At 70.4% G+C, this 14,520-nt stretch carries 13 protein-coding genes and 1 pseudogene; 5 read left to right on the top strand and 9 right to left on the bottom strand.

The genetic code is table 11. The annotated features are described in order from the left end of the window. Positions 1–28: 28 nt before the first annotated feature. Positions 29–193 (bottom strand): helix-turn-helix domain-containing protein, encoded by a 165-nt coding sequence (locus tag OG899_RS16380; RefSeq protein ID WP_229814550.1) that lies wholly within the window; start codon positions 191–193, stop codon positions 29–31. Positions 194–323: 130 nt separating this feature from the next. Between OG899_RS16380 and OG899_RS16375 the strand changes: the two genes are divergently transcribed. Both OG899_RS16375 and OG899_RS16370 read left to right on the top strand, forming a co-directional pair. Continuing rightward, positions 324–875: a hypothetical protein gene (locus OG899_RS16375; protein ID WP_125496902.1), complete on the top strand. Its 552-nt coding sequence runs from the start codon at positions 324–326 to the stop codon at positions 873–875. 21 nt (positions 876–896) lie between these two features. Beyond that, on the top strand, positions 897–2,072 hold the full coding sequence (locus tag OG899_RS16370) for a site-specific integrase (RefSeq protein WP_125496901.1): 1,176 nt from the start codon (positions 897–899) through the stop codon (positions 2,070–2,072). A 199-nt stretch (positions 2,073–2,271) separates the two neighbouring features. On the opposite strand, the gene OG899_RS16365 is transcribed toward OG899_RS16370, so the two are convergent. Further along, a complete protein-coding gene (locus tag OG899_RS16365; protein ID WP_125496900.1) occupies positions 2,272–3,429 on the bottom strand; it encodes an acyl-CoA dehydrogenase in 1,158 nt (385 codons plus the stop codon). 180 nt (positions 3,430–3,609) lie between these two features. Here OG899_RS16365 and OG899_RS16360 point away from each other — a divergent pair, with 180 nt between their 5' ends. Then, a complete protein-coding gene (locus OG899_RS16360; RefSeq protein WP_125496899.1) occupies positions 3,610–4,953 on the top strand; it encodes a UDP-glucose/GDP-mannose dehydrogenase family protein in 1,344 nt (447 codons plus the stop codon). A gap of 137 nt (positions 4,954–5,090) precedes the next feature. Here the strand turns inward: OG899_RS16360 and OG899_RS16355 are convergent, their stop codons facing one another. Genes OG899_RS16355 through OG899_RS16345 form a run of 3 tightly spaced genes read right to left on the bottom strand, consistent with a single transcriptional unit; the run spans position 5,091 to position 7,940 of the window. After that, positions 5,091–6,272, bottom strand: coding sequence for a dipeptidase (locus OG899_RS16355; RefSeq protein ID WP_125496898.1), 1,182 nt, complete (start codon positions 6,270–6,272; stop codon positions 5,091–5,093). Positions 6,273–6,276: 4 nt separating this feature from the next. Further along, entirely contained in the window at positions 6,277–6,804 is a 528-nt protein-coding gene (gene purE / locus OG899_RS16350) for a 5-(carboxyamino)imidazole ribonucleotide mutase (RefSeq protein ID WP_125496897.1), read from the bottom strand. Beyond that, positions 6,801–7,940 (bottom strand): 5-(carboxyamino)imidazole ribonucleotide synthase, encoded by a 1,140-nt coding sequence (locus tag OG899_RS16345; protein WP_125496896.1) that lies wholly within the window; start codon positions 7,938–7,940, stop codon positions 6,801–6,803. Before OG899_RS16345 ends, purE begins: the two co-directional genes overlap by 4 nt. A 285-nt stretch (positions 7,941–8,225) precedes the next feature. Here OG899_RS16345 and OG899_RS16340 point away from each other — a divergent pair, with 285 nt between their 5' ends. Further along, positions 8,226–8,831: a GtrA family protein gene (locus OG899_RS16340; protein WP_229814555.1), complete on the top strand. Its 606-nt coding sequence runs from the start codon at positions 8,226–8,228 to the stop codon at positions 8,829–8,831. A gap of 16 nt (positions 8,832–8,847) precedes the next feature. Here OG899_RS16340 and OG899_RS16335 read toward each other — a convergent pair whose 3' ends face one another. Together OG899_RS16335 and OG899_RS16330 are read right to left on the bottom strand one after the other, a co-directional pair. Further along, positions 8,848–10,122: an ATP-binding protein gene (locus tag OG899_RS16335; protein WP_406311067.1), complete on the bottom strand. Its 1,275-nt coding sequence runs from the start codon at positions 10,120–10,122 to the stop codon at positions 8,848–8,850. Positions 10,123–10,226: 104 nt separating this feature from the next. After that, the gene (locus OG899_RS16330; RefSeq protein WP_125496894.1) at positions 10,227–10,904 is read right to left on the bottom strand and encodes a response regulator transcription factor; all 678 of its coding nucleotides are present in this window, start codon (positions 10,902–10,904) and stop codon (positions 10,227–10,229) included. 562 nt (positions 10,905–11,466) lie between these two features. On the opposite strand from OG899_RS16330, the gene OG899_RS16325 reads away from it, so the two are divergent. After that, a complete protein-coding gene (locus OG899_RS16325) occupies positions 11,467–12,963 on the top strand; it encodes an oligopeptide:H+ symporter (RefSeq protein ID WP_168132015.1) in 1,497 nt (498 codons plus the stop codon). A 233-nt stretch (positions 12,964–13,196) separates the two neighbouring features. Here OG899_RS16325 and OG899_RS16320 read toward each other — a convergent pair whose 3' ends face one another. Beyond that, on the bottom strand, positions 13,197–13,742 hold the full coding sequence (locus tag OG899_RS16320; protein WP_125496892.1) for an ATP-binding protein: 546 nt from the start codon (positions 13,740–13,742) through the stop codon (positions 13,197–13,199). Between the two features lie 410 nt (positions 13,743–14,152). Next, positions 14,153–14,518: pseudogene (locus OG899_RS16315) on the bottom strand (STAS domain-containing protein); the annotation flags it as partial. Positions 14,519–14,520 lie beyond the last annotated feature (2 nt).

Genomic DNA, 14,520 nt, shown 5'->3' with positions numbered 1-14,520 from the left:
CTCGGGGGCGTTCACCTACCGCAGTTCTTCAGTTCTGGTTGTCCAGCCACTTTTCCAGGTCAGCGGGTCGGCAGCGGAGAGACTGACCCACCTTGCGGAACGGGATCTTTTCGTCCTTCCAGTTTCCATACACCCAAGAACGGGGCTTGTTCAGGTAGTCGGCGACATCATCCACGGTCATCAGCTTGGTCAAATGCGTCTCCTCTGCTGGCCGGTGGACGGCCGCTTCCGTCCGTTGCTGTCCGGCCCTACTCCCAGGTGTACGCCGGTCCACCCGCCCTGTCAAACCTAGGTTTGTCCACCCGGGGTGGTATGGTGAGGGTGTGAGTGAATACATCGAGATCACGCAGGACGTAGGGCCGTGGCGTGTGCTCATGCGCTGGGCGGCCGACGCTGACCCGGCCAGCGGCCCTACGCGTGTGCTGATCACCCCGCACCCGGACGCCGATCCGGCTTCCACGCAGGGTGGCGTGTCGTCCACGGTGCTGCGGCAGATCGACTTCAAGAAGGCTGGCGACCAGTTCCGCGCCGCCCGGCCGGCCGAGCCTGAGCAGCAGGTCATGCAGGACACAGAGGCGGAGGCGCTGCGGTGGCTGCTCGGCACTGAAGGCATCTCGGATGCCTACCTGGCGTTCCTGGCTGAGTCCTACGTCCGGGCCGTTGCGCGGGCCGTGCCCAACGTCACGGCGCACCTGGCCGAACTAACCCACAAGCGCCCCGAGACGATCCGCGGCCACCTAAAAGAAGCTCGGAAACGGGACCTACTCACCACCGTGCCCGGCAAGGCCGGAGGTCAACTCACCGTCAAGGCAAGAGAGATCACCAACGGTGAGTACCTGGACAGAGTGACTGCTCACTTGATGGGCGAACAGTAAAAGCAGCCAAGGGGAGGGCAAGTGGCAAGGGCATGGGTCGCGCGGTCGAAGGACGACCCGAAGAAGTGGACGACGTACTGGTACGACCCGGACGGCAAGCAGCGGCAGAAGACGTTCGAGACCAAGAAGCGAGCCGACGACCAGCGCAAGCGCAAGGAACAAGAACTCGACGCCGGGACGTACCTGGACGACCGCTTGGGCAAGCAGCCCGTGACGGCCGTGTGGGAGCAGTGGACCAATCAAAGGAAGCTGGAGAACAGCACCAAGAAGCAGTACCGCTCGATCCTCAACACGACGATTGAGCCGTTCTTCAAGTCCCGCTCCATCGCGTCTTTGAAGGTGGCTGACGTTGAGCAGTGGCTCTTGTGGATGGAGCAGGACCGGAAGCTCTCCGCCCGCACACGGCGTCAGCGGTTCTCGTTCTTCTCCGGGATGATGGACTGGGCCGTTGTCAACGAGATCATCGGCCGGAACCCCTGCAAGCGGGTCAAGGGTGCAGGGAGCCGCGCCAAAGAGATCCGGGAGCAAAAGAGCACCGCGCGGCGACTCACGACGCGGGAAGTTCTGGCGATGCTCGATGCTGCTCCTCCGCGATACCGCGCGATGCTCTGGCTCATGGCCGGGTGCGGCCTACGGCTGGGTGAGGCCATGGCGGTGTCCCGCGATCAGATCGACTTCAAGGCCGAGACGCTACGCGTCGACTTCCAGATCGCGGAGGACGGAGACACCGAGTCGGGGAAGAACAGCGCGATCCAGCGTCGACACATCAAGGCTCGTGACGAAGGCGAGCCAGGGCGTACCGTCCCCCTCCCGCCGAACGTCGCCTTCGAGCTTCGGCGGCACATCAAGAACCACGGCGTATGGGGGCCTGAGCGGCTTCTCTTCCCCAACGTGACGCGGACTGGCTACCTCTACGCGTCGTACTTCTACCCGAAGATCTGGATGGAGGCCCTGAGCAAGGGACAGGTGAAGTACTGCAAGGCTCACTCACTCCGGCACTACTACGGGTCGCGGCTGCTGTACGCCGGAGTCCCCGAGAACGATGTGGCCGACTGGATGGGCCACAGCAGTACGGATGTGCTCAGGGAGCACTACCACTACATCTTCGAAGGGGCCGAGCAGCGCGGCCGGGCCGCCATCGCAACGATGTTGACGCCCGGTGCCGACGACCCAACGGAGGCGTCAGAGGTCGCCTGATCCGCGAACGACAACAGCCCCCGGCATCACGCCGGGGGCTGTGTTGTTTGTGCAGGTCAGTGGCCGTTTCCAGCCCGGAACCTGCCCAGGATTCCCCCAGCATGACGCCCAAGAACGGCCTTGATCGGGCCGCAACGGGCAGAACGCCGAGGGTGTTCCTCCGGAACCTCGAAACAGCGTCTGACCTGCGAAAACCCTGCTAGGGAAGGTTCCTCGCCATCACGATCCGCTGGACTTGGTTCGTACCCTCATAAATCTGCGTGATCTTGGCGTCGCGCATCATGCGCTCCACCGGGTAGTCGCGGGTGTAGCCGTAGCCGCCGAGGAGCTGGACGGCGTCGGTGGTGACCTCCATGGCGACGTCGGAGGCGAAGCACTTGGCGGCGGCGCCCTGGTAGGTGAGGTCGGCGTCGCCGCGCTCGGAGGCGGCGGCGGCCTGGTAGGTCAGGGCGCGGGCGGCCGAGATCTTCATGGACATGTCGGCGAGCATGAACTGGATGCCCTGGAAGTCGGCGATCGGCTTGCCGAACTGCTTGCGCTCCCGGACGTAGTTCTTGGCGTAGTCCAGGGCGCCCTGGGCGATGCCGAGGGCCTGGGCGGCGATGGTGATGCGGGTGTGGTCCAGGGTCCGCATCGCGGTGGCGAAGCCGGTGCCCTCCTCGCCGATCATGCGGTCGGCGGGGATGCGCACGTTGTCGAGGTAGACCTCGCGGGTCGGGGAGCCCTTGATGCCCAGCTTCTTCTCCGGGGCGCCGAAGGAGACGCCCGGGTCGGACTTCTCCACGACGAACGCGGAGATGCCCTTGGAGCGCTTGCTGGGGTCGGTGACGGCCATGACCGTGTAGAACTCGGAGACGCCGGCGTTGGTGATCCAGCGCTTGACGCCGTTGAGGACCCAGTGGTCGCCGTCGCGGACCGCCCTGGTCTTCATGCCCGCGGCGTCCGAGCCGGCCTCCGGCTCGGACAGGCAGTAGGAGAACATCGCCTGGCCCTTGGCGAGCGGGCCCAGGTACTTCTTCTTCAGCTCCTCGGAGCCGGAGAGGATCACCGGCAGCGAGCCCAGCTTGTTCACCGCGGGGATCAGGGAGGAGGACGCGCAGACGCGGGCCACCTCCTCGATCACGATGACGGTGGCCAGGGCGTCGGCGCCCGCGCCGCCGTACTCCTCGGGCACGTGCACGGCGTGCAGGTCGTTGGCGACCAGCGCGTCCAGCGCCTCCTGCGGGAAGCGCCCCTCCTCGTCGACCGCTGCGGCGTACGGCGCGATCTTCGCCTCGGCCAGCGAGCGGACGGCGTCGCGGAGCATGTCGTGCTCCTCGGACGGGCGGTACAGGTCGAAGTCAGCCGATCCGGCCAAGGTCTCTCACGCTCCAAGACGGCTCGTTGCTAATTACCGTTAAGTAACCCGGATTCTAGGGGCTGGCTCACGCACGGGATACGTGAGTTTGACGACAGCAGTCACTTTGCCCGGTGAGGCCCGGGCACATGCCCCCGATATGCTCGACCAGCGCATCGCCGTCCCTTTTCTGGAGCATCCATGAGCCTCAAGATCACCGTGATCGGCACCGGCTATCTCGGCGCGACGCACGCCGCCGCCATGGCCGAGCTGGGGTTCGAGGTGCTGGGCCTGGACGTGGCGCCGGAGAAGATCGAGATGCTGCGGCGCGGCGAGGTCCCGATGTACGAGCCGGGCCTGGAGGAGCTGCTGCGCAAGCACGTGGCCGGCATCGAGGGGTCCACCGGGCGGCTGCGCTTCACCCAGGACTACGCCGAGGCGGGTGCCTTCGGCGACGTCCACTTCATCTGCGTCAACACCCCGCAGAAGCACGGCGAGTACGCCTGTGACATGTCCTACGTGGACGCCGCGGTCGCCTCGCTCGCCCCGCATCTGACCGCTCCGGCGCTGGTGGTCGGCAAGTCGACGGTGCCGGTGGGGTCGGCCGACCGGCTGGCCCGGACGCTCGCCGAGCTGGCACCGGCCGGCGAGGACGCCGAGCTGGCCTGGAACCCGGAGTTCCTGCGCGAGGGCTTCGCCGTGCAGGACACGCTGCACCCGGACCGGATCGTGGTCGGGGTGCGCAGCGAGCGCGCCGAGAAGCTGCTGCGCGAGGTGTACGCCACACCGATCTCCGAGGGTTCGCCGTTCCTCGTCACCGACTTCCCGACCGCGGAGCTGGTGAAGACCGCCGCGAATTCCTTCCTGGCCACGAAGATCTCCTTCATCAACGCGATGGCGGAGGTGTGCGAGGCCGCGGGCGGCGACGTGGCGAAACTCGCGGAGGCGATCGGGTACGACGACCGCATCGGCCGGAAATTCCTGCGCGCCGGCATCGGGTTCGGCGGCGGCTGCCTGCCCAAGGACATCCGTGCCTTCATGGCGCGCGCCGGTGAGCTGGGCGCGGACCAGGCGCTGACGTTTCTGCGCGAGATCGACTCGATCAACATGCGCCAGCGCGGGCAGATGGTGGAGCTGGCCCGGCAGGCGCTGGGCGGCGGGCCGTTCCTCGGCAAGCGGGTGGCGGTGCTGGGCGCCACCTTCAAGCCCGACTCGGACGACGTGCGGGACTCGCCGGCGCTCAACGTCGCCGGGCAGATCCACCTCCAGGGCGGCCAGGTGACGGTGTTCGACCCGAAGGGCATGGACAACGCCCGGCGGGTCTTCCCCACACTGGGGTACGCCGACTCCGCGCTGGAGGCGGTCCGCGGCGCCGACGTGGTGCTGCACCTGACCGAGTGGCAGGAGTTCCGTGAGCTGGACCCGGTCGAGCTGGGCGAGGTCGTGGGGTCCCGGGTGATCCTGGACGGCCGCAACGCGCTGGACCCCGAGCTGTGGCGCCGCGCCGGCTGGACGTACCGGGCGATGGGCCGCCCCACGGCCTGACCCGGGTCCGGGAGAACGCCCCACGGCCTGACCCGGGTCCGGGAGAACAGCGATCCGCAGTCCCGTTCCGTAAGAACGGCGATCCGGCAGGGCAGGTGTGCTGCCTGTGCCGGATCGCCGTGCGCGTCGTGCGCCGGTCAGCCGTCCAGTTCCTCGATCGTCGCGTTCGACGGGGCGCGGCCGGCCGCCTGCAGGTCGCGGGCGACGTCCTCGGCGGCGCCCAGCACGCGGACCGCGTTCTGCCAGGTCAGCTTGGCCAGGTCGGCCGTGGACCAGCCGCGGTCGAGCAGCTCGGCGAGCAGGTTGGGGTAGCCGGAGACGTCGTTCAGCCCGTCGGGGGTGAAGGCGGTGCCGTCGTAGTCGCCGCCGATGCCGAGGTGGTCGATGCCGGCGACCTCGCGCATGTGGTCGAGGTGGTCGGCGACCGTGGCGACGGTGGCGACCGGGCGGGGGTGGGACTCCTCGAAGGCGCGGTGCACCTTCATCGCCTCGGGGGTGGTGTCGAGGTGGTGGAAGCCGTGGGCCCGCATGTTCTCGTCGGCGGCGGCCGTCCAGTCGACGGCGGCCTGCAGGACGAACTTCGGCACGAACGTCACCATGGCGATGCCGCCGTTGGCGGGCAGGCGCTCCAGGACGTCGTCGGGGATGTTCCGCGGGTGGTCGCACACGGCCCGGGCGGAGGAGTGGGAGAAGATCACCGGCGCTTCGGAGGTGTCCAGCGCGTCCCGCATGGTGGTCGCGGCCACGTGGGAGAGGTCGACCAGCATGCCGAGGCGGTTCATCTCCCGCACCACCTCACGGCCGAACGCCGACAGGCCGCCCACGCCCGGTTCGTCGGTGGCGGAGTCCGCCCACGGCACGTTGTCGTTGTGGGTCAGGGTCAGGTAGCGCACGCCCAGTGCGTACAGGCCGCGCAGGGTGCCGAGGGAGCAGGCGATGGAGTGCCCGCCCTCGGCGCCCATCAGGGAGGCGATGCGTCCCTCGCGGCGGGCCGTCTCCATGTCGGCGGCGGTCAGCGCCGGGGCGAGGTCGCGGGGGTGGCGGGCGATCAGCTGCCGGACGCAGTCGATCTGCTCCAGTGTCGCGGGCACCGGGTCAGGCTGGTCGGCGGGGACGTACACCGACCAGAACTGCGCGCCGACGCCGCCCTCGCGCAGCCGGGGGATGTCGGTGTGCAGGCAGGCGTCCTGACGCTGGGCGATGTCGCGGGCGGCGAGGTCGTAGCGGACCTGTTCGCGCAGCGCCCACGGCAGGTCGTTGTGGCCGTCGACGACGGGGAACTCGCGCAGCAGCTCCCGGGCCTTGTCCAGCGAGGTCATGGCGTCACTTCCCCGAGTTGAAGCCGAAACCGGCGGTGCCCTCGACCTTGGCCCGCAGCCGCTTGCCCTTCTCCGTGGCCTGGTCGTTGAGGTCCTGCTGGAACTCCCGCATCCGGCCGAGCAGGTCCTCGTCGTGGGCGGCGAGAATGCGGGCGGCCAGCAGACCGGCGTTGCGGGCGCCGCCGACGGAGACGGTGGCCACGGGCACCCCGGCCGGCATCTGCACGATCGACAGCAGCGAGTCCATGCCGTCCAGGTGCTTCAGCGGCACGGGCACGCCGATGACCGGCAGCGGGGTGACGGAGGCGAGCATGCCGGGCAGGTGGGCGGCGCCGCCCGCACCGGCGATGATCACCTTCAGTCCGCGGTCGGCGGCCTGCTCGCCGTACGCGATCATCTCGCGCGGCATGCGGTGCGCGGAGACGACGTCGACCTCGTAGGCGATCTCGAACTCGTCGAGGGCCTTGGCGGCGGCCTCCATGACGGGCCAGTCGGAGTCCGACCCCATGACAATGCCAACAACGGGGCTCATTCGGTGATGGTGCCTCTCAGGTAGCCGGCTGCGTGACGGGCGCGCTCCAGCACGTCGTCCAGGTCGTCGCCGTAGGTGTTGACGTGTCCGACCTTGCGGCCGGGCTTCACGTCCTTGCCGTACATGTGGATCTTCAGCTGGGGGTCGCGGGCCATGCAGTGCAGGTACGCCGAGTACATGTCGGGGTAGTCGCCGCCGAGCACATTGACCATCACGGTCCACTTGGCGCGCGGGCGCGGGTCGCCCAGGGGCAGGTCCAGGACCGCGCGGACGTGGTTGGCGAACTGCGAGGTGATCGCGCCGTCCATGGTCCAGTGACCGGAGTTGTGCGGGCGCATCGCGAGCTCGTTGACGAGGATGCGGCCGTCGCGGGTCTGGAACAGCTCCACGGCCAGGTGGCCGACGACGCCCAGCTCCTTGGCTATGGTCAGGGCCATCCGCTCGGCCTGCAGGGCCAGCTCCTCGTCCAGGTCCGGGGCGGGGGCGATCACCGTGTCGCACACGCCGTCCACCTGCCGGGACTCCACGACCGGGTAGGCCACGGCCTGGCCGTGCGGGGAGCGGACGACGTTGGCCGCCAGCTCCCTGACGAAGTCGACCTTCTCCTCGGCGAGGACCGGCACGCCCGCCTTGAACGGTTCGGCGGCCTCCTCCACGGAGCGGACCACCCACACGCCCTTGCCGTCGTAGCCGCCGCGGACGGTCTTGAGGACCACGGGGAAGCCGTCCCCCTCGGCGGCGAACGCGGCCACGTCCGCGGGGTCGCTCACGATCCGGTGCCGCGGGCAGGGGATGCCGAGCGCGTCGAGCCGGGCGCGCATCACTCCCTTGTCCTGGGCGTGCACCAGCGCGTCCGCGCCGGGGCGCACCTGGACGCCGTCCGCCTCCAGGGCCCGCAGATGCTCGGCGGGGACGTGCTCGTGATCGAAGGTGATCACGTCGCAGCCGCGCGCGAAGGCACGCAGGGTGTCCAGGTCGCGATGATCGCCGACGACGACGTCGTTGACGACCTGCGCCGCGGAGTCCTGGGGAGAGTCGCTGAGAAGTTTGAACCTGATGCCCAGCGGGATGCCCGCCTCGTGGGTCATACGAGCGAGCTGGCCACCGCCGACCATGCCGACTACCGGGAACGTCACGCCCCCAGAGTATCGGCCGCGCCGGGACGGCCGGATCACGCACCTTCGCGGGCGTGTGCCGGTCCAGGCGGCGGCGGTGATCCGACCGTGCTCCGCCCGGCCGCCGTCCTGGTTCTTGCCGTCTTCTTTCCGGATGCCCACCGGTGTCCTGCCCGGCCTTTTCCGGTCCCTCGGGCGCTTTCCGGCCGGGTCCCCCGGGCACCGTCCGTCCACGGGCGAGGAGACGGGCCGCTGGTTAGCATGGCGGAGTTGACGCAACCGACCCGGACGGGGGCCTGGACGACCATGGGACGTGGTTCCTCGGGGCACCGATCGTCGCCCCCGGCGCCCCAGCAGCCCCGCACGGCTCGCAGCCCGCGCACGGCCGGTGACACCCGGCAGGGCCGGGCGCCCGGCGGCGCGGTGTGGCACCGCGTGGGCCGCCTGTGGCAGGAGGCGGTGAAGTTCGGGGCGGTCGGCGGTGCCGGGCTGCTGGTGAACCTCCTCGTGTTCAACCTCGTGCGGCACGTGACCGACCTGCAGGTGGTGCGGGCCAGCGTCATCGCGACGGTGGTGTCGATCTGCTTCAACTACCTCGGGCTGCGCCACTTCACCTACCGGGACCGGGACAAGAGCGGCCGGACCCGGGAGATGACCCTGTTCCTGCTGTTCAGCGCGGCCGGTCTGGTGATCGAGAACGGGGTGCTGTACCTGGCGACGTACGGTTTCGGCTGGGACAGCCCGCTGCAGAGCAACGTCTTCAAGTTCCTCGGCATCGGCATCGCGACCCTGTTCCGGTTCTGGTCCTACCGCACGTGGGTCTTCCGCACCCTGCCGCACGGCCAGGCCGCCTGCGGCGGGACGTCGTTGCGCACGGAGCCGAAGCGGGCCGGGGCGCGGGCCGGGCGCTGAGCGGGGCCGGGCGGCCTCAGCGCACCGTCGTGCCGCCCTGCTCGCCGGGTTTCTTCGGCGGCTGGGTCCGGGACAGGAACAGCCCGAACACCGGCGGCTTGGACTGGAGCAGCTCCAGCCGGCCTCCGTCGGCCTCGGCCAGGTCCCGGGCGACGGCCAGCCCGATGCCGGTGGAGTTGCGGCCGCTGATCGTGCGCTCGAAGATGCGGGCGCCCAGGTCGGCGGGGACGCCGGGGCCCTCGTCGGTGACCTCGACGACCGCCTGGTTGCCGGTCACGCGGGTGCGCAGCGCCACCGTGCCGCCGCCGTGCATGAGCGAGTTCTCGATCAGGGCCGCCAGCACCTGGGCCACCGCGCCCGGCGTGCCCACGGCCTGCAGATGCCGCTTGCCGGAGGTGACGATGGCACGCCCGGCACTGCGGTAGGCGGGGCGCCACTCGGCGATCTGCTGCTGGATGACCTCGTCCAGGTCGAAGGTGACGGCGGAGCCGGTCCGGGGGTCGCGGGAGTTCGTCAGCAGGCGCTGCACCACGTCCGTCAGCCGCTCGACCTGGGTGAGGGCGACGTTCGCCTCCTCCTTCACCGTGTCCAGGTCGTCGGTGAGGGTGATCTCCTCCAGCCGCATCGACAGGGCGGTCAGCGGGGTGCGCAGCTGGTGGGAGGCGTCGGCGGCCAGCCGTCGTTCCGCGGTCAGCATGCGGGCGATGCGCTCGGCGGAACGGTCCAGCACATCGGCGACCCGGTCCAGCTCGGGGACGCCGTACCGCTTGTAGCGGGGCCGCGGGTCGCCCGAGCCGAGGCGCTCGGCGGTCTCGGCGAGGTCGGTCAGCGGGGAGGCCAGCCGGTTGGCCTGGCGGACGGCGAGCAGCACCGCGGCCACCACCGCCAGCAGCGCCACCAGACCGATGATCAGCAGGGTCCGGCCGACCTCACGGGTGATCGCGGACCGCGGCTCCTCGACCCGGACGGTCTCGCCCTGCTCGCCCGTGGCGGTGGCGTGGATGACGTCCCCGGACGGCTCGGTGCCGACCGTGATCGGTTTCTGCCCGGCGATGCCGATCACCGCGTACTGGCCCGGGGCGACCTGGCCGCTCAGGGCGTCCGCGTCGACGGTCTGGTCGCCCAGCAGCCGGCTGTCGACGATGCTGGCCAGCCGCAGCGCCTCGGAGTCGACCCGTTCCTGGGCGCTGTTGCTGATCGTGCGGGTCTCCACGAGCACCAGGGAGCCGCCGAAGACGGCGATCACCACGAGCACCACGGCGAGCGTGGACTGGATCAGTCGGCGGCGCATGACTTCTTACCTGGCTCGGATCCCGGGCGGCCCGGGGTGGGGGTGGGGCCCCGGGGCGATGCTGCCGGGGCCCGCCTGACGGGCGCGGGTCGTCCTGCGGACGATCAGCTCTTCTCGAAACGGAAGCCCACGCCGCGCACGGTCGCGATGTAGCGGGGATTCGCGGCGTCGTCGCCGAGCTTCTTGCGCAGCCAGGAGATGTGCATGTCGAGGGTCTTGGTCGACGACCACCAGGTGGTGTCCCAGACCTCGCGCATCAGCTGCTCGCGGGTGACGACCCGGCCGGCGTCCCGCACCAGGACCCGCAGCAGGTCGAACTCCTTCGCGGTGAGCTGCAGCTCCTCGTCGCCCATCCAGGCCCGGTGGGACTCGACGTCGATGCGCACACCGTGGGTGGCGGGCGGCTGCTGCGGCTCCGTGGCCCCGCGCCGGAGCAGGGCCCTCACCCGCGCCAGCAGCTCGGCCAGCCGGAACGGCTTGGTGACGTAGTCGTCGGCGCCCGCGTCCAGACCGACGACGGTGTCCACCTCGTCGGCGCGCGCGGTCAGGATCAGGATGGGCACGGTGTGACCGTCGGCTCGCAGCCGGCGGGCGACCTCCAGTCCGTCCATACCGGGCAGACCGAGGTCCAGCACAACCAGGTCCACACCGCCCTGCATTCCTGTCTCGAGCGCGGTGGGTCCGTCCTCACGTACCTCGACCTCGTAACCTTCCCGGCGCAAGGCGCGGGCCAGCGGCTCCGAGATGGACGCGTCGTCCTCGGCGAGCAGTACACGGGTCATGAGGCGATGGTAGTCCGCTCGTGCGGTCCGCCGGGGGTGTGAGAGGCGCCCCCGGGCTCTTAGCTTTCCGGCGCTTTTTCGGGCGGTCCGCGGCCGTCGGTTTCCGGCCGTTTCGTCCGCGCCCGAGCCGGGCGTCCTCGTCCGGTTGGCGCGGCGCGGCGCTGCGGTGCCATTCTGATGACCACCTCTGGACGAGCGTCCGCGGTTCCAGCGATCAGTGTGATCCGCATCTCAAGCCCTCCATTTCCGGCTGTGTCCTGCCGTATGGTGACGTGAACGCCCGTAGCACGCAGCGGACCTTTGGCGCTCGCCGATGACGCCGAGGGTCCCTTTTGTGTGCGGGGCCGGTCCGTCCGGCCCAGCAAGCAATGACCTAGGGCCGGGCCTGACCGGGTGCGACGCGCCGGGGCAGGTGTGGATCCCGGTGGCCGGCGTCCTCCGTCCCGCGACCCGGGACGGGCTCCCCTCGGGCGTGGGGTGGGCGACGGTCCAGCCGGTGCCGGCTGTCCCCCCACCGGGCGCGTACCGGCTCGCGGCGCGTCCCGAGCAGCAAGGAACGACCATGGCGTCCAGCCTGACGAAGGACTCGGTCCTGCCGGGTACCCCCGGTTCCGAGAAGACCTTCTTCGGCCACCCCCGCGGCCTGGCCACCCTCTTCATGACCGAGATGTGGGAGCGCTTCTCCTACTACGGCATGAGGGCCCTCCTCCCGCTGTACCTGGTGGCGCCGGGCGGCCTGCACATGAGTGCGGCCAGCGCGACCGCGATCTACTCGGTCTACCTGTCGCTCGTGTACCTGCTGGCCATGCCGGGCGGCTGGTTCGCCGACCGGGTCCTGGGACCCCGCAAGACCGTGGCGGTCGCCGGCGCAGTGATCATGCTCGGCCACCTGACGCTGGCCCTGCCGTGGGCCGGCACCTTCTTCGCCGGCCTGGGTCTGGTCGCGATCGGCTCCGGCCTGCTGAAGGCCAACATCTCCACGATGGTCGGCCACCTGTACAAGGGCACCGACGACCCGCGCCGGGACGGCGGCTTCACGATCTTCTACATCGGCATCAACCTGGGTGCCTTCGCCGCGCCGCTGATCATCGGCACCATCGGCGAGAACGTGAACTGGCACATCGGCTTCGCCCTGGCCGCGGTCGGCATGGGTGTGGGTCTGACCCAGTTCCTGCTCGGCTCCCGCCACCTGGACCCGCGCTCGGACGTCGTCCCGACCCCGCTGTCCGCCGAGGAGAAGAGGGCCACGCTGCGCAAGTCCGCGCTGTGGGCGGCCGTCGCCGTGGTCTTCTACGCGATCGTGGGCTTCTCCGGCGTCTACACCCTGAACTGGGTGCTGGTCCCGATCACCATCGCCGGCCTGCTCATCCCGGTCATGGTCCTGGTGCGGATCAAGCGGGACAAGGAGCTGGACCGCACCGAGCAGTCGAAGATGACCGCCTACATCTGGTTCTTCGTGGCCGCGGCGGTGTTCTGGATGATCTACGACCAGGGCGGCTCGACGGTGTCGCTGTTCGCCGAGAAGTCGGCCGACAACAGCATCTTCGGCTGGGAGTTCCCGGTCTCCTGGTACCAGTCGGTCAACCCGATCATGATCATGGCGCTGGCGCCGGTCTTCGCCTGGCTGTGGGTCGCGCTGGCCCGGCGCGGCAAGGAGCCGAGCACCGCGGTGAAGTTCGGCATGGGCCTCGTGCTCGTCGGCGCGTCCTTCTTCCTCTTCCTGGCCCCGCTGGCGATCGCCGACGGCGGTCACAAGGCCGCCGCCCTGTGGCTGGTGGGCATCTACTTCGTGCAGACCGTCGGCGAGCTGACCCTGTCGCCGGTCGGCCTGTCGGTCACCACGAAGATGGCGCCCGCGAAGTACGCCTCGCAGATGATGGGTGTCTGGTTCCTCGCCGTCACCGCCGGTGACGCCACGACCGGTCTGCTCTCCACCGCCGGGGTCGACCTCAACACCAAGGGCATCGTGGCCCTGGAGGCCTGCCTGGCGGCCGTCGCGGGTCTGGCCGTGTGGATGTACCGCAACAAGGTCAAGACCCTCATGGGCGACGTGCGCTGACGCCCGTCCCTTCCGTACCCGCGAGGCCCCCGCGTCCGTCCGAGGACGCGGGGGCCTCGTCGCATCCCGGCCGCGGGCCGTGGAACGCCGGCCGCCGCACCAGCGCGCCGCCCGTCCCTGCCGGAGCGGGACGGGCGGCGCGGGAAGCTCGTGCGGGGGCTGTGGCCGGAACTTGTGCGGGTGCTGCCCGGGAGGGCTTGTGCGACTGCTGCGCGAGAAGGCTTGTGCGGCTGCTACGCGGGGGCGCCGAGCGTCGCCCAGACCCTCTTGCCGGCGACACCGGGAACGCGGACGACGCCCCAGTCCAGGCACAGCCGCTGGACGATGAACATGCCGTGGCCGCCGGGGCGGCCGGCGCGGTGCGGGGTGCGGGGCGTCGGCTGTCCGGCGCCGCGGTCGGAGACCTCGATGCGGATCGCCTTGTCGTCGCAGGAGATCTCCAGCTCGTCCGGCCCCTCGGCGTGCAGGCAGGCGTTGGTGACCAGTTCGGAGACGACCAGGAGCACGTCCTCGGCGGCGGCCCGCCGGTCGGCGGTCGACGCGGGCAGCCAGCCCCAGGCGTACAGCGCCTGACGGGTGAAGTCGCGGGCGAGCGGCACGACACCGCTCTCGCCGTCGAAGCTCAGCCTGCGGACCTGGCGACTGCCCGGCGAGATGCCCGGCGCGGCCGTCGCGTCCTGCGCGGACGCCACGAACGCCGACGGGGACGCGGGCACCCCGGAAGCGCCGCTGGGCTCCGGGCCGCGGTCGCCCGGCGAGTAGGGCCGGGTGGTGCTCATCAGCGCTTCACCTCACCGATTCACCAGTTCACGATTCACACGTCACTACACACGTACAGCGTCGGTACGCCCGTACACACGCCGTTCGGGGGCCTGGCGGCTCCCGCCGGGCGGCGGCTGTGCGCCGATTCACCCGGGTCCGCGGCCGCGGTCGCGGGGATGCGTCGTCCGTCCAGGGGTCGCGAGCCGTTCCGCACAGGATGACTCCTGCCCGACTGCCCCGGTGGAACACCCCCGTTTTCCGCGCCCGCGTCCGAGGGCGGGCGGTCACCGGCCGCGACCGCACGGGCCGGTCACCCGGACGCCCCGGGACCGGGGGCCGTGCCGCCCTCGCCGGACCGGTCGTCGTCGGCCGTCCTCCCGTCGGTGTCCGCGGCCTGCGCGGCGTCCGAGGTGTCACCGGCGTCACCGCCGGTCAGTGCGGCCTCGAGGGTGTCGTAGACCCCGAAGACCGCCTCCGCCCCGGTGATCTCGAAGACGCGGGCGACCACCGGCCGCATGGCGGCCAGATGCACACCCCCTCCGGCGGCCTCCGCCTTCAGCCGCGCCCCCAACAGCACGTTCAGCCCGGTGGAGTCGCAGAACTCCAGGCGCGAGCAGTCGACCACCAGGCGCGAGCGTCCCTTGGCGAGACACTCCTCGAGCGGCACGCGCAGCAGGTCCGCCGTGTGATGGTCCAGCTCGCCCGCCGGTGTCACAACAGCGCTGGAGCCCTCTTGCCGCACCTCCACCAGAAGCCGGCCCGACTGTGCGCTGCCGACCGTCCCGCGGTCCATGC

It is taken from the genome of Streptomyces thermoviolaceus (assembly GCF_045209695.1).
GTDB classification, from domain to species: Bacteria; Actinomycetota; Actinomycetes; order Streptomycetales; family Streptomycetaceae; genus Streptomyces; species Streptomyces thermoviolaceus.
Note: the sequence above shows the minus strand (reverse complement) of the source record. Positions and strands in the feature narration are given on the sequence as shown.